This window comes from Novosphingobium sp. 63-713 (assembly GCF_001898925.1).
Classification (GTDB): Bacteria; Pseudomonadota; Alphaproteobacteria; order Sphingomonadales; family Sphingomonadaceae; genus Novosphingobium.
Map to the genome: position 1 here is coordinate 260,599 of NZ_MKVS01000047.1, position 18,799 is coordinate 279,397.

General features: G+C 61.6%; 20 protein-coding genes. 12 read left to right on the forward strand and 8 right to left on the reverse strand.

What is annotated here, in order from left to right:
* Window positions 1-73: 73 nt before the first annotated feature.
* Together cutA and BGP00_RS19700 are read right to left on the reverse strand one after the other, a co-directional pair.
* On the reverse strand, window positions 74-397 hold the full coding sequence (gene cutA, locus BGP00_RS19695; protein ID WP_292688360.1) for a divalent-cation tolerance protein CutA: 324 nt from the start codon (window positions 395-397) through the stop codon (window positions 74-76).
* Window positions 394-1,422, reverse strand: a complete 1,029-nt coding sequence (locus tag BGP00_RS19700; RefSeq protein ID WP_292688362.1) for a COX15/CtaA family protein — start codon at window positions 1,420-1,422, stop codon at window positions 394-396. Before BGP00_RS19700 ends, cutA begins: the two co-directional genes overlap by 4 nt.
* A 172-nt stretch (window positions 1,423-1,594) precedes the next feature.
* Between BGP00_RS19700 and BGP00_RS19705 the strand changes: the two genes are divergently transcribed.
* The 3 genes from BGP00_RS19705 to BGP00_RS19715 all read left to right on the forward strand — a co-directional run bounded on the left by BGP00_RS19705 (window position 1,595) and on the right by BGP00_RS19715 (window position 3,653).
* Window positions 1,595-1,969, forward strand: a complete 375-nt coding sequence (locus BGP00_RS19705) for a MerC domain-containing protein (protein WP_292688364.1) — start codon at window positions 1,595-1,597, stop codon at window positions 1,967-1,969.
* Between the two features lie 18 nt (window positions 1,970-1,987).
* On the forward strand, window positions 1,988-2,977 hold the full coding sequence (gene thiS, locus BGP00_RS19710) for a sulfur carrier protein ThiS (RefSeq protein WP_292688366.1): 990 nt from the start codon (window positions 1,988-1,990) through the stop codon (window positions 2,975-2,977).
* Window positions 2,978-3,125: 148 nt separating this feature from the next.
* On the forward strand, window positions 3,126-3,653 hold the full coding sequence (locus BGP00_RS19715) for a hypothetical protein (protein WP_168603346.1): 528 nt from the start codon (window positions 3,126-3,128) through the stop codon (window positions 3,651-3,653).
* 142 nt (window positions 3,654-3,795) lie between these two features.
* Here the strand turns inward: BGP00_RS19715 and galU are convergent, their stop codons facing one another.
* Complete coding sequence (gene galU / locus BGP00_RS19720; RefSeq protein WP_168603347.1) at window positions 3,796-4,692, reverse strand: UTP--glucose-1-phosphate uridylyltransferase GalU; 897 nt, start codon at window positions 4,690-4,692, stop codon at window positions 3,796-3,798.
* Between the two features lie 168 nt (window positions 4,693-4,860).
* On the opposite strand from galU, the gene murA reads away from it, so the two are divergent.
* The gene (murA, locus tag BGP00_RS19725) at window positions 4,861-6,144 is read left to right on the forward strand and encodes a UDP-N-acetylglucosamine 1-carboxyvinyltransferase (protein ID WP_292688369.1); all 1,284 of its coding nucleotides are present in this window, start codon (window positions 4,861-4,863) and stop codon (window positions 6,142-6,144) included.
* Between the two features lie 44 nt (window positions 6,145-6,188).
* On the opposite strand, the gene BGP00_RS19730 is transcribed toward murA, so the two are convergent.
* The 5 genes from BGP00_RS19730 to BGP00_RS19750 form a co-directional block, all read right to left on the reverse strand.
* Window positions 6,189-6,479, reverse strand: coding sequence for a hypothetical protein (locus tag BGP00_RS19730; protein ID WP_168603349.1), 291 nt, complete (start codon window positions 6,477-6,479; stop codon window positions 6,189-6,191).
* Window positions 6,480-6,574: 95 nt separating this feature from the next.
* Window positions 6,575-6,946, reverse strand: coding sequence for a glycine zipper 2TM domain-containing protein (locus tag BGP00_RS19735; RefSeq protein WP_292688371.1), 372 nt, complete (start codon window positions 6,944-6,946; stop codon window positions 6,575-6,577).
* Between the two features lie 88 nt (window positions 6,947-7,034).
* The gene (locus BGP00_RS19740) at window positions 7,035-7,295 is read right to left on the reverse strand and encodes a ribbon-helix-helix domain-containing protein (RefSeq protein WP_292688373.1); all 261 of its coding nucleotides are present in this window, start codon (window positions 7,293-7,295) and stop codon (window positions 7,035-7,037) included.
* Window positions 7,296-7,653: 358 nt separating this feature from the next.
* Window positions 7,654-8,376 (reverse strand): acetoacetyl-CoA reductase, encoded by a 723-nt coding sequence (phbB, locus tag BGP00_RS19745; RefSeq protein ID WP_168603351.1) that lies wholly within the window; start codon window positions 8,374-8,376, stop codon window positions 7,654-7,656.
* A 265-nt stretch (window positions 8,377-8,641) separates the two neighbouring features.
* Window positions 8,642-9,379, reverse strand: coding sequence for a hypothetical protein (locus tag BGP00_RS19750; protein ID WP_168603352.1), 738 nt, complete (start codon window positions 9,377-9,379; stop codon window positions 8,642-8,644).
* Window positions 9,380-9,717: 338 nt separating this feature from the next.
* Here BGP00_RS19750 and BGP00_RS19755 point away from each other — a divergent pair, with 338 nt between their 5' ends.
* The 8 genes from BGP00_RS19755 (at window position 9,718) to BGP00_RS19790 (ending at window position 18,722) form a co-directional block, all read left to right on the forward strand.
* A complete protein-coding gene (locus BGP00_RS19755) occupies window positions 9,718-10,224 on the forward strand; it encodes a DUF3576 domain-containing protein (RefSeq protein ID WP_168603583.1) in 507 nt (168 codons plus the stop codon).
* 82 nt (window positions 10,225-10,306) lie between these two features.
* Window positions 10,307-12,823: a leucine--tRNA ligase gene (gene leuS / locus BGP00_RS19760; protein WP_292688376.1), complete on the forward strand. Its 2,517-nt coding sequence runs from the start codon at window positions 10,307-10,309 to the stop codon at window positions 12,821-12,823.
* A gap of 1 nt (window position 12,824) precedes the next feature.
* Complete coding sequence (gene lptE, locus BGP00_RS19765) at window positions 12,825-13,325, forward strand: LPS assembly lipoprotein LptE (protein WP_292688378.1); 501 nt, start codon at window positions 12,825-12,827, stop codon at window positions 13,323-13,325.
* Window positions 13,322-14,353, forward strand: coding sequence for a DNA polymerase III subunit delta (gene holA / locus BGP00_RS19770; RefSeq protein WP_292688380.1), 1,032 nt, complete (start codon window positions 13,322-13,324; stop codon window positions 14,351-14,353). Before lptE ends, holA begins: the two co-directional genes overlap by 4 nt.
* A 268-nt stretch (window positions 14,354-14,621) precedes the next feature.
* The gene (locus BGP00_RS19775; protein ID WP_292688382.1) at window positions 14,622-15,953 is read left to right on the forward strand and encodes an exopolysaccharide biosynthesis polyprenyl glycosylphosphotransferase; all 1,332 of its coding nucleotides are present in this window, start codon (window positions 14,622-14,624) and stop codon (window positions 15,951-15,953) included.
* Window positions 15,954-16,210: 257 nt separating this feature from the next.
* Window positions 16,211-16,540 carry a hypothetical protein gene (locus BGP00_RS19780; protein WP_292688384.1) on the forward strand — a complete coding sequence of 110 codons (330 nt, stop codon included), beginning with the start codon at window positions 16,211-16,213 and terminating at the stop codon, window positions 16,538-16,540.
* A gap of 270 nt (window positions 16,541-16,810) precedes the next feature.
* Entirely contained in the window at window positions 16,811-17,137 is a 327-nt protein-coding gene (locus BGP00_RS19785) for a hypothetical protein (protein ID WP_292688386.1), read from the forward strand.
* Window positions 17,138-17,267: 130 nt separating this feature from the next.
* Window positions 17,268-18,722 (forward strand): O-antigen ligase family protein, encoded by a 1,455-nt coding sequence (locus BGP00_RS19790; protein WP_292921088.1) that lies wholly within the window; start codon window positions 17,268-17,270, stop codon window positions 18,720-18,722.
* Window positions 18,723-18,799: the final 77 nt, after the last annotated feature.

The following is an 18,799-nucleotide window of genomic DNA, read 5'->3' on the forward strand; positions in this document are numbered from 1 at the left end:
AATGTTGCAAATGGCCCCAAGAGTCAAGCATTCTGGGCTTTTCAGGGTACGGTAAAATAATACCGCTTGTTTTTCACCCTTTCAGCGCGCCCAGCCAGGCCATGGTCGCGGGCAGCGAAAGCGGGCATTCCCAACCCAGAATCGCCGGCTCCTCATAAGGATGCAGGCCCCGCAGGCGCTCGATGCAACTTTCGCGCAGATCGGCATTGGTTTTGAAGAGCACCCCGACCTCAGCCCCTTCATGCACCGCGCCCTGGCATGCATAGACCGATTCCATCGCAGGCAGGATATTGGCGCAGGCCGCAAGGCCCCCCTCGACCAGCACTCGCGCGGCCGCCTTGGCGCTATCGGTATCGGGAAAGGGACACCAGATCAGCACAGGAACAGGTACGCTCACGACCAGCGCTCGCTGCCCAGCGCGTGCATACCCCAGACCGTTGCCACCAGCAGCAGCGCGCCCACCAGTTGATGCGCTACCGCCAAGGGGATCGACACGCCGCTCATCACCGTGGCGATGCCCAGCAGGATCTGGGTGCCAAAAGCGCTGTGAATGGCGATCGAGGGCTCACGCCGCCCGCGCTGTTTCAGCGCCCGCGCCAGCACCACCAGCACGCCGACCACCACCCACGCCCACCAGCGATGCAGGAAATGGACAATCGCCGGATCGCCGGTGATGGCCTGCAGGAAAGTCTCGCCGGTCTGGGTCGGGCCGGGCCAGATATGGCCGTTCATCAGCGGCCATTCATCGGTGACGTGCCCTGCACGCAGACCTGCGGTGAACGCCCCCCAGATCAGCTGTACCGCCAGCACCAGCCCCGCCAGCGCTCCCAGACCTGTCAACCGGCTGCGCTTCTGCCCGCGCGCCAGCGCCTGCAGGTCGAGCGCCGTCCACACCAGCCCGGCCAGCGTAAACAGCGCCACGCCCAGATGGGTGGCAAGCCGCAGATGGCTGACCTTCACATCATGGGCAATGCCCGATTTGACCATCCACCAGCCGACCGCCCCCTGCAATCCGCCCAGCGCCAGCAGCGCCACCAGCCGCAGGTGATAGCCCGAGGGAATCTGGCGCCGGACCCAGAAGATCACCAGCGGCAGCGCAAAGACCAGCCCGATCCCGCGTGCCAGCAGCCGGTGCACCCATTCCCAGAAGAAGATCATCTTATAGGTGGCCAGCGTCATGCCCGCCGGGCCGTTGATCAATATATATTGTGGGGTGGCGCGATATTTGGCGAATTCGGCCTCCCATGCGGCCTGCGTCAAGGGCGGCAGGGCGCCGCTGACCGGCTTCCATTCGGTGATCGAGACGCCCGATTCGGTCAGGCGCGTGATCCCGCCCACCACCACAATGCCCGCCACCAGCGCGGCCACGGCCCAAAGCCAGCGCGCCACCAGCAAGGGACGGGCGTTGGACGTTTGTTTCATTCCTTTGATCCTGCATTCCGGGCCATGCCCGCGATGGGCGGGGGCGGGGGCCTTGATCCAATGAATGGCTTTTTATCGCAAGAGCCTGCCGGGGCAGGATTTAAAAAAATGGCCGGGCTTGAAAAGACAGAAACGCTTGCCACATGATACATTATCACATATCGGAAGCCCCATGTTCGCCCCCACCCTTGCCCTGATTCGTGCCCGGCTTGATCGCCTTGGCGTTGCGCTTTCGGCGCTGTGCCTGATCCATTGCGTGTCGGGCGTGGTGCTGGTGGGCTTGCTGGGGATTGGCGGCGGCGTGCTGCTTGATCCTCGGGTGCATGAATATGGTCTGGCGGCTGCGATTGCGATTGGCGCGCTGGGGCTGGGCTTTGGGCTGGCGCGGCATGGGCGGCGCGAACCATTGATCATGGGCTGCGTGGGGCTGGTGCTGATGGCGATGGGGCTGGCCGTGCCGCATGGCCTGCCGGAAATGGCGATGACCATTCCGGGCGTCATTCTTCTCGCCTTTGCCCACATCCGGAACTTGCGCCACGCGGCCTGACGCGCAATAGCGCGAGGCATGAGCGAAACGATCTCCCTGACAGTGAATGGCGAGCCGCGCCGGATTGCCCATGGCGCCAGCGTGGCCGACCTCGTGGCCGATATCGGCCTCAATCCGGCCAAGGTGGCGGTCGAGCGCAATGCGCTCATCGTGCCGCGCAGCACGCTGGCCGATGTGGCGCTGGCCGATGGCGATGTGCTGGAGATCGTGCATTTTGTGGGAGGTGGTGACGTGAGCGCAGATGACACTTGGACCGTTGCGGGTCGCACTTTCCGGTCGCGCCTGATTGTCGGCACCGGCAAGTACAAGGATTTTGCCCAGAACGCCGCCGCGCTGGAGGCATCGGGCGCGGAAATCGTCACCGTGGCGGTGCGCCGCGTTAATGTGTCGGACCCCAAGGCGCCCATGCTGACCGACTTCATCGACCCCAAAAAGGTTACCTATCTGCCCAACACCGCAGGCTGCTTTACGGCAGAGGATGCGATCCGCACTTTGCGACTGGCGCGTGAGGCAGGCGGCTGGGATCTGGTCAAGCTGGAGGTGCTGGGCGAGGCGCGCACGCTTTACCCCGACATGCGCGAGACGCTCAAGGCGACCGAGGTGCTGGCCAAGGAAGGCTTCCTGCCGATGGTCTATTGCGTCGATGATCCGATCGCTGCCAAGCAGTTGGAAGAAGCGGGCGCCGTGGCGGTGATGCCTTTGGGCGCGCCGATCGGCTCTGGGCTTGGCATTCAGAACAAGGTGACGATCCGCCTCATCGTCGAGGGCGCCAAAGTGCCGGTGCTGGTCGATGCTGGCGTGGGCACCGCTTCGGATGCGGCCGTGGCGATGGAACTGGGCGTGGACGGCGTGTTGATGAACACCGCCATTGCCGAGGCCCGCGACCCCATCCGCATGGCCCGCGCGATGCGTCTGGCCGTCGAGGCCGGGCGCGACGCTTATCTTGCCGGGCGTATGGCCACCCGCAAATATGCCGATCCGTCCAGCCCGCTGGCTGGCATGATCTAAGGCGACATCGGCATTCTCTAAACAAATAGGGCGGGGGCGCTAATGGGCGCCCCCTATGACTTTCTTTAAGATGGTTAACGTCTTTTCAAGACCTTGAGCGCAATTTGAACCTGAGGCCGGGAATCGTCCGGGCCGAGGGATCACGAAGATGGCACATACGGGAACGGCCACGCTCGCAATCGCCGAACTGCGCGAATTTGCCGGTTTCACGCCTTGCGAACAGCGTTACATCAAGCGCAGCCTCGATGTGGGGCTGGGGCGTCAGGACGCTTTCAAGCTGTGGGCGCGCGATGCGGCGGAAAGTGCCAGCATCCGCAGCCAATATGTGATCTATCAGGAATTGAAGGCCCTGCGCGGCGAAAAACCCTGCGAAACCAACCTTGATGCGCTCGAAAGCTTTCTGGGCAAACTGGTGCGGCTGACCGCCTTCGATCTGGCGCAGGAAAAGATCACCGGATTTTCGGCCTATCGCTTTTTGTACGAGCGCCTGCTGGGGGCTGATATCCGCCCTTGGCTGCCTTCGGCTTTCTGCGCCGCGGCGGCGCTGCCCCAGATCCGGCCCGAACGGCGCAAGAAACTGTTGCAATCGATCAGCGAAGCGGCGGCCACCGCGCCGGGCTGGTCCACCCGCGAACCGGCTTTTTATCCTGAATGGGTGGATAAGGAAGCGGCCTGAGGGCGGCGTAAAAAGTTTCGGCATCAAGAAAGGCGCGAGGGGCATCCCTTCGCGCCTTTCTTGTATCTGCGCTATGGGTCCGGGCAAAACAAAGGGCGCGAAGAGGATTGCCCTTCGCGCCCTTGCCTGCCCCGCCGCCCGATCAGGCGGGGGTGTATTCGCCCAGCAGCCTGCGGGCCATTTCGCGCACTTCGGCGCCCATGTCCTCGCGCTGAAGCGCCAGAGCCAGCGTCGCTTCGACAAAGCCCACCTTCGAGCCGCAGTCATAGCGCTTGCCCTCAAAGGTGACGGCGTGGAACGGCTGGTGACCGATCATCTGCGCCATGGCGTCGGTCAGCTGGATTTCGCCGCCCGCGCCCTTGCCCTGCGTTTCCAGCACGGTCATCACTTCGGGTTGAAGGATATAGCGGCCCGAAATGATCAGGTTCGAGGGCGCCGCCTCAACCTTGGGCTTTTCGACAAGGCCGGTCACCTCGGTCAGATCGCCCTCGGACTTGCCCGGCGCGATCACACCATAGGACGACACTTCCTCACGCGGGACTTCGAGCACCGAGATCAGATTGCCGCCGGTCTTGTGATAGGCTTCGACCATCTGCTTCATGCAGCCTTTCTTGCCGATCATCAGCTCGTCGGGCAGGAAAATCGCAAAAGGTTCATTGCCGATCACGGCGCGCGCGCACCAGATCGCATGGCCCAGGCCCATCGGCACCTGCTGACGCACGGTGACCAGATTGCCCGGCTTGATGCGGGTGGGTTCGAGCACGTCGAGCGACTTGCCGCGCCCTTCCATCGTGGCTTCGAGTTCGAACGCCGTGTCGAAATGTTCGACGATGGCGGTCTTGCCGCGGCCGGTCACAAAGATGAGCTGTTCGATGCCCGCTTCGCGCGCTTCATCGACGGCGTATTGGATCAAAGGACGATCAACGATAGGCAGCATTTCCTTGGGGATCGCCTTGGTCGCGGGCAAAAAGCGCGTCCCAAGGCCTGCCACTGGAAATACCGCCTTGCGGACGGGCTTGATTTCACGCGAATGCATCATCATTTCTCGCTTTCGTTCCCGACTTCTTAGCTGAAGTAGCTGTAGGTTTACCTAAAATACAAGTTCTACAACTTGGTTAATTTTTTCGACCCAGCCTTTCGCAGTCCGCCCCCAGCCTTTCACAATCGGCCCATTGCCGACAGCACAAATGCCTCCTAAACGGTGGCGATGGACAAAATCATCATTCGCGGTGGCAAGCGACTTTCCGGAGCCATTCCGGTGTCGGGAGCCAAGAATTCGGCCCTCACCCTGCTGCCTTGCGCGCTGCTGACCGAGGAACCCCTGACCTTGCGCAATCTGCCGCGTCTGGCCGACGTGGACGGGTTCCAGCATCTATTGAACCAGTTCGGCGTTTCTACGTCCATCGCGGGGACAAGGCCAGAGGATTTTGGTCGGGTTATGACCCTTCAGGCCACGCGCCTGACCAGCACGACCGCGCCTTATGAGCTGGTGCGCAAGATGCGCGCCTCGATTCTCGTGCTTGGCCCCTTGCTGGCCCGCGCGGGCGAGGCGACCGTGTCGCTGCCCGGCGGCTGCGCCATCGGCAATCGCCCGATCGACCTGCATTTGAAGGTTTTGGAGGCATTCGGGGCCACGATCGAGCTGACTTCGGGCTATGTCCGCGCGATTGCGCCCGATGGCGGGCTGCCCGGCGGGCGCTATGCTTTCCCGGTGGTGTCGGTGGGCGCGACGGAAAACGCGCTGATGGCGGCCAGCATGGCCAATGGCACCTGCCGCCTGCACAATGCGGCGCGCGAACCCGAAATCGTCGATCTTTGCAACCTGCTGGTGGCGATGGGCGCCCAGATCGAGGGCATCGGCACTTCGGAACTTACCATTCACGGTGTAAAGCGCCTGCATGGCGCAACCTATCAGGTTATGCCGGACCGGATCGAGGCCGGCTCCTATGCCTGCGCCGCCGCGATCACCGGGGGCGAGGTCGAGTTGCTGGGCGCGCGCGCCGATGAAATGGACGCGACGCTGGCCGCGCTGCGCGAGGCTGGTGTGCATGTCGAACCGCGCAAGGACAGCATCTTTGTGGCCGCCAATGGCCCGATCCGCCCGGTCACTGTCTCGACAGCGCCCTATCCCGGTTTCGCCACGGATATGCAGGCCCAGCTGATGGCCATGCTGACCCGCGCCGAGGGGACCAGCGTGCTGACCGAAACGATCTTTGAAAACCGCTATATGCACGTGCCGGAATTGACCCGCATGGGCGCGCGGATCGAAACCAAGGGCCGGGTGGCCATCGTCCATGGCGTGCCGCGTCTGACCGGGGCCGAAGTGATGGCGACCGACCTGCGCGCTTCGATGAGTCTGGTGATTGCAGGGCTGGCCGCCGAGGGGCAGACCACGGTCCACCGCCTCTATCACCTTGACCGTGGTTATGAGCGGCTGGAAGAGAAATTCGCTCTGCTGGGCGCCGAGATCGAGCGCGTCGGCGGCGATTGAGTTGGGGACCCGGCGGTTATCCGAACCGCCGGGTCAACCCTGTGTTATCGGCGCGCCTCGACATAGCGGCAGCGCTTTTTCGCGGTGATCGTGCGGTCGATCGCGCGGCCCGCAAAGGCGCCGCCCACCGCGCCCGCCACCAGCCCGACCGGACCGCCCAGCGCGGCATGGCCCACCAAGGCGCCGCCTGCGCCGCCCGCGATCAGGCCCGCCGTGCCGCTCGACTTGCGGCAAACCTTGACCACGCGCTTGGCAGGGCGGGCTTCGGCCATCACGGGCGCTGCCACCACCGCCAGCGCCGAGGACATGGCGATCAATTTGATGAAATTCGGCATAAGGCGTCTCCTGTTTTGACTTGGCTGACCCCATAAAGCGCCAACCAAGTTCAACTCAAGATGAACGGTTTTTACGACGAACCGTTCCTGATGGTTTAAGGTTTAACCGGAGTTTCGACATCGTGGCAGCGCTGCTTGGCGGTCAGCGTGCGTTCCAGTGCCTGTCCGGCAAAGGCGCCCGCGGCCGCGCCGCCCGCCGTGCCCAACACGCCTTTATCGATCACCTTATTGCCCAAAACCGCGCCCAGCGCGGCGCCCGCCACGGCTCCGGTGGTCGAACTGGTGGTGTCGCACACGCGTGTTTTCTGCATCACCGGCGCCGGGCTGGCCGCGGCCATCGGGGCGGAAGAGGCGGCTGCAACCGGCTTGTGCTTGACCGCCTTCTTCTTCGTCGCGGCCAGAGCAGGCTGGCTGCACAGTGCGCAGGCCAGCAGGGCGAGGCTCGAAATCGCGTGAATCTTGCGCATGAAAAATCCCCCTCCATTTCACCTGTCACCGCAGACGTACGGATATGCCAAGGGCCCCGCAGCGATGACTATGGTTAATCTAGGCATTTTAGCCTAGGGCAGGGCGTGTATCAACCGCGACGAATGGTTGAGTGACCAGCCAGATCCGCACCGCCCCGGCCAGTCCGGGAGGAGTGTCGCAGGCAATCCTTTCCGCATCGATTCGCGCCACCAGTGCATTGACCGACACGCCCTCACGCAACGCCGCCTCGCGCAGCATGTCCCAGAACAGGGGTTCAAGGCTGATCGAGGTCTTGTGCCCGGCGATCTCGACCGAGCGTTTGACAGGGGGGTGGTATGGTGGAGGCATGGGGGGAGTGTAGTGACGGGGGAGAGGAAGGGAAAGATGCCTCCGGCGGGAGTTTTTGCCTCCGGCGGGCAAAGGGCGGGGGCCCTTTGCAATCCCGTTAATGGGGTGGTGCCAAAAGGGCATGGGGTGTATTTGGGGCGATGTTTAAAAGCCTGCGGCGCGGTGGAGTTATCTCTGTTTGCGGCGCAGACTTATAAATCATCGCGTTCTACACTCAACGTCTAAACCCTGGCGCAACAAAGACAGTAATGGGAGCCACGAGGAGCCAGTCCCTCATGATTCACTTGCCTTAAAGCACAAAAAAGCGCGAGCCTTTCGACCCGCGCCCTTTCCTCGCATCACGAAAACCGCGATTCGATCAATACATATGCTGCCCGCCGTTGATGCTCATGGTCGAGCCGGTGACAAAGCCCGCGTCCTCGCTGCACAGGAAGGCCACGCCGCGCGCGATTTCCTCGGCATGGCCAAGGCGGCCCACCGGGATCTTGGCGACGATCTTTTCCAGCACCGGCGCGGGGACGGCAGCCACCATTTCAGTGTCGATATAGCCGGGCGCGATGGCGTTGACGGTCACGCCGAACTTGGCGCCTTCCTGCGCCAGCGCCTTGGTGAAGCCGTGGATGCCTGATTTGGCGGCGGCATAATTGACCTGGCCATACTGGCCCGCCTGACCGTTGATCGAGCCGATGTTGACGATACGGCCCCAGCCGCGCTCGCGCATGCCGGGGAAAGTGGCCTTGGCCATGTTGAAACAGCCGCCAAGGTTGACGCGGATCACCTCGTTCCAGTTTTCGAAAGTCATGCGATGCAGCACGCCGTCGCGCGTGATGCCCGCATTGTTGACCACAACGTCGACCGGGCCCAGATCGGCCTCGACCTGCGCCACCCCGGCCAGAGTGGCCTCATGATCCCCCACATCCCATTTATAGGCGGCAATGCCCGTCGCTTCGGTGAAGGCCTTGGCCTTTTCATCATTGCCCGCGTAATTCGCTGCAACCGTATACCCCAGATCCTTGAGCGCGAGGCTGATTGCCTCACCAATGCCCCGCGTACCACCTGTAACGATTGCCACTCGCGTCATGCATTCCCTCCAGAAGAAATCGGCCAGAAAACAGCAGATGCCCAAGTGCTATCGGCGCAATGCGACAGAGGCAAGTAAGATAGAAGGATGAGACACGCAAAAATTGCGCAGTTTAGCGCAAGAGTGGAGGTAAATTGCGGGATATGCTGCATCTGCGAAGTAAATCTTCGAATTACGCATTTGCAGCATTGAATGGTTCACTTACAATCCGCCGCCGATTGGGCCGATTTTTACGCCAATTGTCTGTCAAATAGGGCGGCGCGGATCAGAAGCGGAATTGCGTGCCGACAAAGACAGCCTGGCTGTCTGATTTGGTGTCATTGGTGGGCTTCAGCCGGTCGCGGTCCTGCGAATAGCGCACGCCCGCCGTCACATCGAAATTGCGCGTCACGCGATAGGACCCGCCCACATCCACGCTCTGTTCGCCAAGGCTTTCGAGCGTGCGCGGCGCGCGGCCCGCCCTTTCACGATCGACCAGCTGAATATGGGGCGCCAGTCGCGAATCGCTGCCGCTCTCCACGCGGGGGAAGGCTGAAAGGTCGGGCAGATCGTGCTTGGCGTGATCGTTGCCGGGCAGCGAATAGGTCGAGGTGAGTGTCGAAAAGTTCTGATACCCGCGCGAGAGACCAAGATTGTAGGCATTGGGCGCCACGCGCGTGTTGGGGCCGGGGGCGGCGATCCGCTGCGCCGGGCCGCGCACGACGATGGCCCGCGCGGTTTCGGCATCCACCCGCACCGCCACCGTCACCGACCGGTCGGGCCGCGTGGCGAGCCCCGCCGGGGTGAAGTGAAACAGCGCTTCCTTGCCCTGCATGAACTGGGCCTGCTCGCGCGCGGCCATGGCGCGGGCCACTCTGGGATCGAGGCCACTGGGCGTGAAACTGTCCTGATCGGCGCGGGAATCGGCGCTTTCAGCGATGGTTTCAAACCGCGTGGAAAAAGCCAGCACCGCGCTGGGCAGCGCAAGCAGCCCCACAGCCCCGGCCATGACCAGGGCGGGCATCGAACTGCGCGGGACCAAAGAGAGCGTTGCCTGTCTCATCGTTTCGTGAATCACAACCGGGTCTTTCCGGCGCCAATATCCATACACCTCAAATCCTAAGCGCGCCATGATGAACCTTGGCTGCACGGCGCTGTTATGGTCAACGCGATGTTCAGCCAAGGTTCACGCCATCGCTGGCCATGAAAGAAGCGTGCCCAACGCCCCTTGTCGCGCGCTTTTTGGCGGTTATAGAGACTTGCCAACCCTTGCGCGCGCGACAGCGTCGGCGGAGCGTGGACGAACAGTTTTTTGGGGCCCAAGCATTTTGGGTTTTTGAGACGGAAAGTGCAGAACCGATGATGGCCAGCAAGGCTCCTGCCCGTAAGTTTATCAGTCCGATGCTGCGTGGGGGCGCGGTGGCTCTGGCCCTTCTGGCGCTGGGCGGGTGCAAAATCGGCAATATGCGCGTGCATAATCCGATCCATATCAAGCATCACCGCGTTACCCGCACCACGGTTATGCTGCCGCCCTCGAATCTGACCACGATCGGCGTGAACGCCTATCTGTGGCGCGCGGCGCTGGATTCGGTGTCCTTCATGCCCCTGCTGCAAAGCGATGCGAACAGCGGCGTGATTGTGACCGATTGGTATTCGAATCCGTCGAATCCGGGCGAGCGGATGAAGCTGACCATTGCGATCCTCGACAAGGATCTGCGCACCGACGCGCTGCGCGTGAGCGCCTCGCGTCAGGTGTCGAAGGACGGTTTCTGGACCGATGCGCCGGTGGCCGCCGCCACGGTTCAGCGGCTCGAGGACGTTATCCTGACCAAGGCGCGCGATCTGCGTCAGGCCACGCTGATCAAGTAAACATCAATTCTGACCGTTTGCCTCCCTACTTGCCCCCGTACCGGCAAGTCGGGAGGCTTTCTGGTATAAAGGGCATGAGCAAATGAGTGAGCGTTTCGATTCCAGTGTTGCCGATGGCAAATGGCAGCGCGTGTGGGACGAGAAGCAGAGCTTCCGGGCCGATGACAAGAGCGCCAAGCCGCGTTCCTATGTCCTGGAAATGTTCCCCTATCCCAGCGGGCGCATCCATATCGGCCATGTGCGCAATTACACGATGGGCGACGTGCTGGCCCGCTATAAGAAGATGCAGGGCTTTGAAGTGCTGCATCCGATGGGCTGGGACGCGTTCGGCATGCCCGCCGAAAATGCCGCGATGGAAAAGGGCGTTCACCCAGGCGGCTGGACCCGCGACAATATCGCCAACATGAAGGCGCAGTTGAAGCGCCTTGGCTTCGCGCTCGACTGGAGCCGCGAGATCGCCACCTGCGAACCGGAATATTACGGTCAGGAACAGTCGCTGTTTCTCGACCTGTACGCCGCCGGGTTGGTCTATCGCAAGGAATCGACGGTCAACTGGGACCCGGTCGACAACACTGTTCTGGCCAATGAACAGGTGATCGACGGGCGCGGCTGGCGCAGCGGCGCGCTGGTGGAAAAGCGCAAGCTGAACCAGTGGTTTTTGAAGATCACCGACTTTGCCGACGAATTGCTCGAAGGGCTTGATGGGCTTGAGCATTGGCCGGAAAAGGTCAAGCTGATGCAGGAAAACTGGATCGGCAAGTCGCAGGGCCTGCAATTCACCTTCAAGGGCGACGCTGAGGTCGAGGTCTATTCGACCCGCCCCGACACTTTGTTCGGCGCCAGCTTTGTCGCCATCGCCGCGGATCACCCGATTGCCCAGAAGCTGGCGGCGGACAATCCTGATGCGGCCGATTTCATCGCCCTGTGCAAGCAGGGGGGGACGACGGCGGCGGAGCTGGAAACGGCCGAAAAGCTGGGCTTTGACACCGGCCTGCGCGTGGTGCATCCGCTGGACGCCGAATGGCAATTGCCGGTCTATATCGCCAATTTCGTGCTGATGGATTATGGCACGGGCGCGGTCTTTGGCTGCCCCGCGCATGACCAGCGCGACATTGATTTTGCCCGTAAATATGGCCTGCCCGTTACGCGCGTGGTGGCCGATGGCGAAAACACCGCAGCCGTTTTTGAAGGCAATGAAGCCTATACGGGCGCGGGCACTCTGGTGAACTCCGGCTTCCTCAACGGCATGGAAGTCGAGGCCGCCAAGGCCGCCGTCATCGCCAAGGCTGAAGCCGAAGGCTGGGGCGAGGGCAAGACCGTGTGGCGCCTGCGCGACTGGGGCGTTTCGCGCCAGCGCTATTGGGGCACGCCGATTCCCTTCATCCATTGCGAGGTCTGCGGCGTGGTGCCGGTGCCCAAGAAGCACCTGCCCGTGACCCTGCCCGAGGACGTGACGTTTGACGTGCCCGGCAACCCGCTGGACCGCCATCCCACGTGGAAGCATGTCGATTGCCCGCAATGCGGCCACGCGGCGCGGCGTGAAACCGACACGCTCGATACTTTCGTGGACAGCTCGTGGTACTTCCTGCGCTTTGCCAGCCAGCCTGACGATGCGCCGTTTGACCCGGCCGAAATCGCGCGCTGGCTGCCGGTGGGGCAATATATCGGCGGGATCGAACATGCGATCCTCCACCTGCTCTATGCCCGCTTCTGGACCCGCGCTCTGGCCCGCATCGGCAAGATCGATGTTAAGGAGCCTTTCGCCAGCCTGTTCACGCAGGGTATGGTGACGCATGAAACCTACAGCCGCATCGATCCGTCGAACGGTCAGCCGATCTGGTATGCGCCCAGCGATATCACCCGCACGGGCGAAGGCGCGACTTTGAAGGCCGATGGCGCTCCGGTCGAGATTGGCCGCGTCATCAAGATGTCGAAGTCCAAGAAGAACGTGGTGGACCCCGACGAGATCGTTGCCGCCTATGGCGCCGATGCGATCCGCTGGTTCATGCTGTCCGACAGCCCGCCCGAGCGCGATCTGCCCTGGAGCGAGGCGGGGATCGAGGGCTGCGCGCGGTTTGTGCAGCGCTTGTGGCGCCTGTTCGGCCAATATGACGCCGCGGCCACCGGCGAGGACAAGGCGGTGGACCGCAAGGCCCACCAGACCGTCCATGCTATTGCCGCCGATATCGAGGCTCTGAGCTTCAACAAGGCGGTGGCGCGCATTTATGAACTGACGGGCGTGGTCGAAAAGGCCGCGCCCAGCGCCAGCCGCAGCGCCGCGATCAAGTCGGTCCTGCTGCTGATCGCGCCGATGATGCCGCATCTGGCCGAAGAGGCTTGGGCTTCGATTTCCGAGGGCCTGATTGCCGATGCCGCATGGCCGCCGGTCGACCCGGCGCTGCTGGTCGATGATGAGGTGACCATCGCGGTTCAGGTCAAGGGCAAGCTGCGCGACACACTGACCGTGGCCAAGGGCACGGCCAAGGAAGAACTGGAAGCGCTGGCTTTGGCGTCCGAAAAGGTGCAGCGTGCGCTCGAAGGGGCTGCGATCAAGAAAGTGATCGTGGTGCCCGATCGCCTCGTCAATCTGGTGGTCTGATATGCGTCCTTTCCTGCCTCTTTGCCTTCTGGCCATGCTGCCCGCCTTGCAGGGTTGCGCTTTGCAGCCGCTTTATGCGGGCGGGGCGCAGGCCGGCGTGGCGCAGGGGCTGGGGTCGATCTCGGTCTCGCCCATTCAGGGCAAGGCCGGATGGCTGATGCACAATGCGCTGGTCGATCAACTCGGCACCGCGCCCGAGGGAACCACGCCGCGCTATCGGCTGGAAGTTCGGCTGGACGATCAACTGCTCGGTCTGGGCCTGCTGTCGAACAACACAGTGGGGCGAGAGCGGCGTATCCTGCGCGCGCGCTATCAGTTGATCGATGCGGCCAGCGGCGCGATCCTGCTGGATGCCACGGCCGGGTCGGATGCAGGCCTGGATGTGGTCTCGTCCGAATATGCCACGGTGGCGGCCGAGCAGACCGCGTTGGAGAACCTCACGCGTGTGGTTGCGGGGCGAATCGTAACCAATCTGGCCGTGAAGCTGCGCGCGAGGCAATGAAAGCCACCCAGCGCGACTTTGCCAATCTAGCGCCCAGAGCCGCGCAAACCATGCGCGTGTTCTTCCTGTGCGGCACGGATGACGCCAGTGTTCAGGATGCCGCCTTTCGCATCGCTTCCTTGCTGCCCGATGCGGGCGAGCGGGTGGAACTGACCGGCGCAGAGTTGAAGCGCGATCCGGTGCGGCTTGGCGATGAGGCGCGTTCGACTTCGCTGTTTGGCGATACGCGCCATATCTGGGTCCGCTGCTCGGGCGACGAAGTCTATGACGCGGTCGAAAATCTGATCGGGGGCGATGTCGCGCCCTGTCCGGTGATCATCCAGGCCGCCAATGCCAGCGATAAGGCGCGTACCGCCAAGTTGCTGGAAAAGCGCGAGGATGCGCTGGTGGCGATGTTCTATCCGCCGGATCTGGCATCGGTAACGGCTTCGGTGCGCCAGATGGCCGATGCGGCCGGAGCGCCGATGGACCGCGAATTGGCCCAGCGTATTGCGGCTGCGGTCGGGCTCGATACCCGTCTGGCAGCGTCCGAAGTTACCAAACTGGCGCTCTATCTGGATGCCACGCCCGAGCGGCCGCGCCCGGCCACGCTGGAGGCCTTTGAGGCGGTGGGAGCCAAAACCGAAGAGGATGGCTTTACCACATTGGTAAATACTGTCCTGAATGGGGACAGTACCAGGCTGAAAAGCGAGTTGCGTCGGATGGCTGAACTGGAGCTTAATCCCGTTGGTCTGCTGCTCGCTTTTGAACGACGTGTTGCCCAATTGGCACAATTATCCGGGCGACTCGGAACCAACCCGGATATTTCCGCCTTCATGGAGGGCGAGAAGGCGTCGCGGCGGGTTTTTTTCAAGGATGTTCCGGACCTTAGCCGCCAGTTGCGGGTCTGGCGTGGGCGCGGTCTGGCCCGACTCGCCCAGCGCCTGATGGCGCTCCACCGCAGTCTGATGGCCAATAACCATACGGCAGAATTGCTTCTTGCTCAGGAACTTGCGGAAATTGCCCGCTATGCCAAGTCACGCTCCTAGCCGCTGTTTTGTTTAACCTTTCCGGGAAACATCAGAAGTTCTGAAATAGGTTGAATGAAATTTTAGGTTTGCTGCAATGCAGCGGTATGTTAGTGGTTTTACTAGGGTGACAAGATCGGAAGTGTTAAGGCCTCGCGCCTGGCACGAACCGACGTTGATGCGGCAAAGTTAGCAGGGTGGAGCAAGCATGAACGCGCCAGTAGCACGTGTGTCCGGTTCGTTGCGTAAACGGGCCAAGGCTAGAGCCAAAGCATTGCGCATGCCGCTGATGCCTTCGTTGCAGCAGCGTCGTCTCCAATGCTATCTGGCATTTATTCTCGGCGATGTGCTGGCGATTTTCGCCGGATTTGCCCTTGCCGGCTATTTGCGCGCCGAGACTTTCGCCGGCGGGACGCTGATGCTCTCGCAGTTGGTTCTGCCCGTCTATCTGACGATTGCGCTGTACAACGATTCCTATTCGATCGAATCCCTGCGCAGCACCAGCCACAGCGTCATACGTTCCTTGCTCGCGCTGGGCCTGTCGGTGGCGGTGGTCACGTTCATCACCTTTTACGCGCGCTCGACCGACAATTATTCGCGCATGCTGTTCACTATTGGTGTCGTGTTGTCGGCGCTGTTCGTGCTGGTCAATCGGGTGGGCATGCGCCGCTTTGTGCGGTGGCGCTGCGGCGTATCGGTCATCAACCAGTTGGTGATCGACGATGGCGGGCCCGATATTACCCTGCACGGCGCTTTTCACGTTTCGGCGCAAAGTTTCGCTCTGGCCCCAGTGCTGGATGATCCCCATGCGCTGGACCGGATCGGAATGATCATCCGCAATGCGGATCGCGTGGTCATCAGTTCGGTGCCCGAACGGCGCGCGAACTGGTCGATTATCCTTAAGGGCGCGAATGTCGCGGGCGAGGTGGTCGATGACACTGTGCTCGAACTTTCTGCGCAAGGGGCGCGGATTGCCAATGGGCATGGGCTTTTGCTGGTGTCGGTGGGGCCGATGGGCCTGCGCGACAGGTTGCAGAAGCGGATGCTTGATGCGGTTGTGGCCGGTTCGGCCCTGCTGCTGCTTTCGCCGATTCTGCTGCTGGTCGCGCTGGCGGTCAAGTTGGAGGATGGCGGGCCGGTGTTCTTTGTCCAGCGGCGCGTGGGTCGCGGCAACCGCTTCTTCCCGATCTTCAAGTTCCGCAGCATGAGCGTGAACAAGATCGGCAGAAACGGCACTCAGTCGGCGGCCAAGGACGACAAGCGGATCACCCGCGTCGGTAAGATCATCCGTTCGACCAGTATCGACGAACTGCCCCAGCTTATCAATGTTCTGCGCGGCGACATGAGCCTTGTCGGCCCGCGTCCGCACGCAACCGGCTCGATGGCCGGGGGCAAGCTGTTCTGGGAAGTCGACCCGCGGTATTGGGAGCGTCATGCGCTCAAGCCAGGTCTGACCGGGCTGGCGCAGATCCGCGGCTATCGCGGGGCGACGGACCGCGAGGAGGATTTGACCGACCGCCTCTACGCGGATCTGGAATATCTGCATGGATGGTCGCTTTGGCGCGATATCTGGATCATGCTGATGACCGTTCGCGTCGTGGTTCATTCGCGAGCGTTCTGAGGATCGCACCGGAATTTCCATGCTGCGCTGTGTCAAGAATTGCGAATAAGGTGATTCGCTCCCCTGGTCGATGATGATAGGTCCGAACCGGGATGGGGCCAGGATTGGGTAAGACTATCCACATCGGTGTTTCAAGGCGTAAAAACATACTGCGAATGCGAGATGTTAAGCTGCGAACGCGAGATGTTAAGGAGTTTCAACTGGACTACGCGAGTTGTCCTGTTATATGTACAACTACGTAAAGAAGGAGAATTCCAATGGCTGCTAACCTGATCGTGGTGCTCGCCGCTTCTGGCCTCGTGGCCTCGGCGGCTCCTGTTTCGAACAATACGCGCAGCGCTGCTGCGATGCCGGTTGCCAAGGCGGCGCTGGTTACCCCGGCCAAGGCTTCGGCTCTGGGCTGCACCTCGCTGACCGCCGGCAAGAAGCTGAACGGCAAGACCATTGCCTGTGAAAAGGTTCAGGCCGGCCCGAACACGCCGCCGGTTTACGGCTTCAGTGCCACCAATCTGCTGGTCAACGCCGCCATCACGGCTGGCACGACGGCTGCGGTTATTGCCGTCGTTCCGCCTGCGTCGAGCCGTTAATTCTCGGCTCAACGCTGGACCAAAAGGGCCCCTCGGTTATTCCGGGGGGTTTTTTTGTGGGCTGCGAGAGGGCGCATGGGGAATGCATGGCCTTGGTGGTGAGGCAAGTTGTTGGTTTCGCGGCATGAGTGCCCGCAGGCATTTGCCTGCTGCGTTTACGTATGGGCAGGGAACCATATCGGTTTCATTTTTCCACCGTTTATCGCTTTAATGTGGATTCCTGCCCTTCTCTATGTTAAAGCTACTTAAGTATTTTTAAGGAGAAGTTCTGTGGCTGCAAATTTGATCGTGATGCTTGCCGCGTCCGGCCTTGTGGCCGCCTCGGCTCCTGCGGATGGCAATTCGCGCGGTGCTGTTTCATTGCCGGTCGCTCATCTGACTGCGGCCAAGAGCAAGGCCAAGGCCCCGGTCGGCTGCGTTAATTTGCGTCAGGCAGGTGCCGCCGGGGTTGCCGCTTGCGAGAAGGCGATGGCCGGTCCGCAGGCTGGGGACACCTTTCGCGGCACGGACGGCCTTTGGCGCGTGTGGCAGGCTGGCTTCAGCGGGATTTTGGTTGCTACCGTAGTTTCCACAGTGCCGCCTGCGTCCAGCCGCTGAGTTTGGGTGCTGGGAATTTCAGGTCGGATAGTATTGTTCGGCCGTTATTCTTAATATTTTGAACGATTTTGGTAAGGATGCCTGTTCAGGCCTTAGTCAGCCAGGGCGGTATTTTTTCATAATTGTGCAAATGGGTTGGTTTTTTCGTTATCGAGCGCCAAATTTGTTCGATAACTCTTGCGGTTACCGCATTTCCTGTCAAAATCATTTTATGCCAATCTTACGCAGACTAGCAAAAGAACAGGGCGTGGTGACGCCGCTGGTGGTTTTCGCTGTGGCGATCACCATGACCTTTGGCGGAGGTGGCGTTGGCCATCCTCTGCCAGAGCTGTTTGTGCAGGTCGGTGTGGCGGTGATTGCGGCACTGTGGCTCTGGAAAATCCCGGAAAGTCAGTTTCGTTCGATCCCCAAGGCGGTCTGGGCGGTTGTGCTGATCCTGTTGGTCGCTCCGCTGGTTCAACTTGTGCCTTTGCCGCCCCAGATCTGGCACAGTCTGCCGGGGCGTCAGATCGAGGTGGATAGTCTGGCCCTGATCGGCCGGGCTGACAGTTGGCGCCCCCTCTCGATGGATCCGGCGCTGACCTTTTCGAGCCTGTTGAGCATGGCGAGCGCAGGAATGGTGCTGGTCATGGTGGCCTCGATCGGGCGATCGGGGCGGACGCTGGTGCTGGGCGTGGTGCTGGCTGTGGCGCTTTTGTCGTTGGTGCCGGGGGTGGTTCAGCTCAATGGCGCGCCGGACAGCATTTTCGCGCTTTTTCCGACCAATGGCGGCAAGGCGCGGTTGCGCGGATTTCAGAACAATCCGAACAGCCAGGCCGACGTCCTGCTTGTTGCGATGCTCTGCGCGGCGGCCTTCATGCGCGATCTGGTTCAGCGGCGCATCCTGCCTGACCAGCGCTGGCTCGTGATCGGGCTGGTCGGAGTGGCGGATCTGGCGCTGGCGCTGGCGGTTGTACTGACGGGCTCGCGCACGGGCATCATGATGCTCCCGCTGGTGGTGGCCGGACAGATTGCCTTGATCCGGCCATGGCTGAAACTGCGCTGGGCGAATTTGTTTATTTCGCTTGCCGGTGTCTGTGCAATTGTGGCCGGGACCTATTCTTTTCTGCCCGATACTTCGCCTTTGATGGTTGCGCTGGACCGATTTTCGCTGGACCATGACACGCGTCCGCAGATCTGGACCAACTCGCTCTATGCGGCCGGAGAGCTTTTGCCGACGGGTGCCGGTATGGGAACATTTGTCCCCGTTTTCAATATTTACGAGCCTGCCGAAGCGGTGACGGACACCTATGTCAACCGTGCTCACAATGACTATCTCGAGCTTCTTCTTGAGGCCGGATATCCCGGTGTGATCGCTTTGGGCGCCATTGTGATTTTGCTCGTGCTGGGCGTCGTCAAAGGCTTGCTTGCGGCGGACAAGCGTTCACGCGGACAGCTTTTTTGTGCCACTTTGGCACTTTGTGTGATCGGGTTGCATTCGCTGGTGGATTACCCGTTGCGCTCGATGTCGTTGGCAGGCATTGCAGCCCTATGCGCCGCCATTCTTCTTAATCCCAAGGCAAATCCTGCGGATTATGGCAAGTGAGAGACCAAGTATGACTCCTCGCAAAACTTTATTGTTCCTGATTGGTACAAGCGTCTTTTGCGCAGGATGCGGTACTC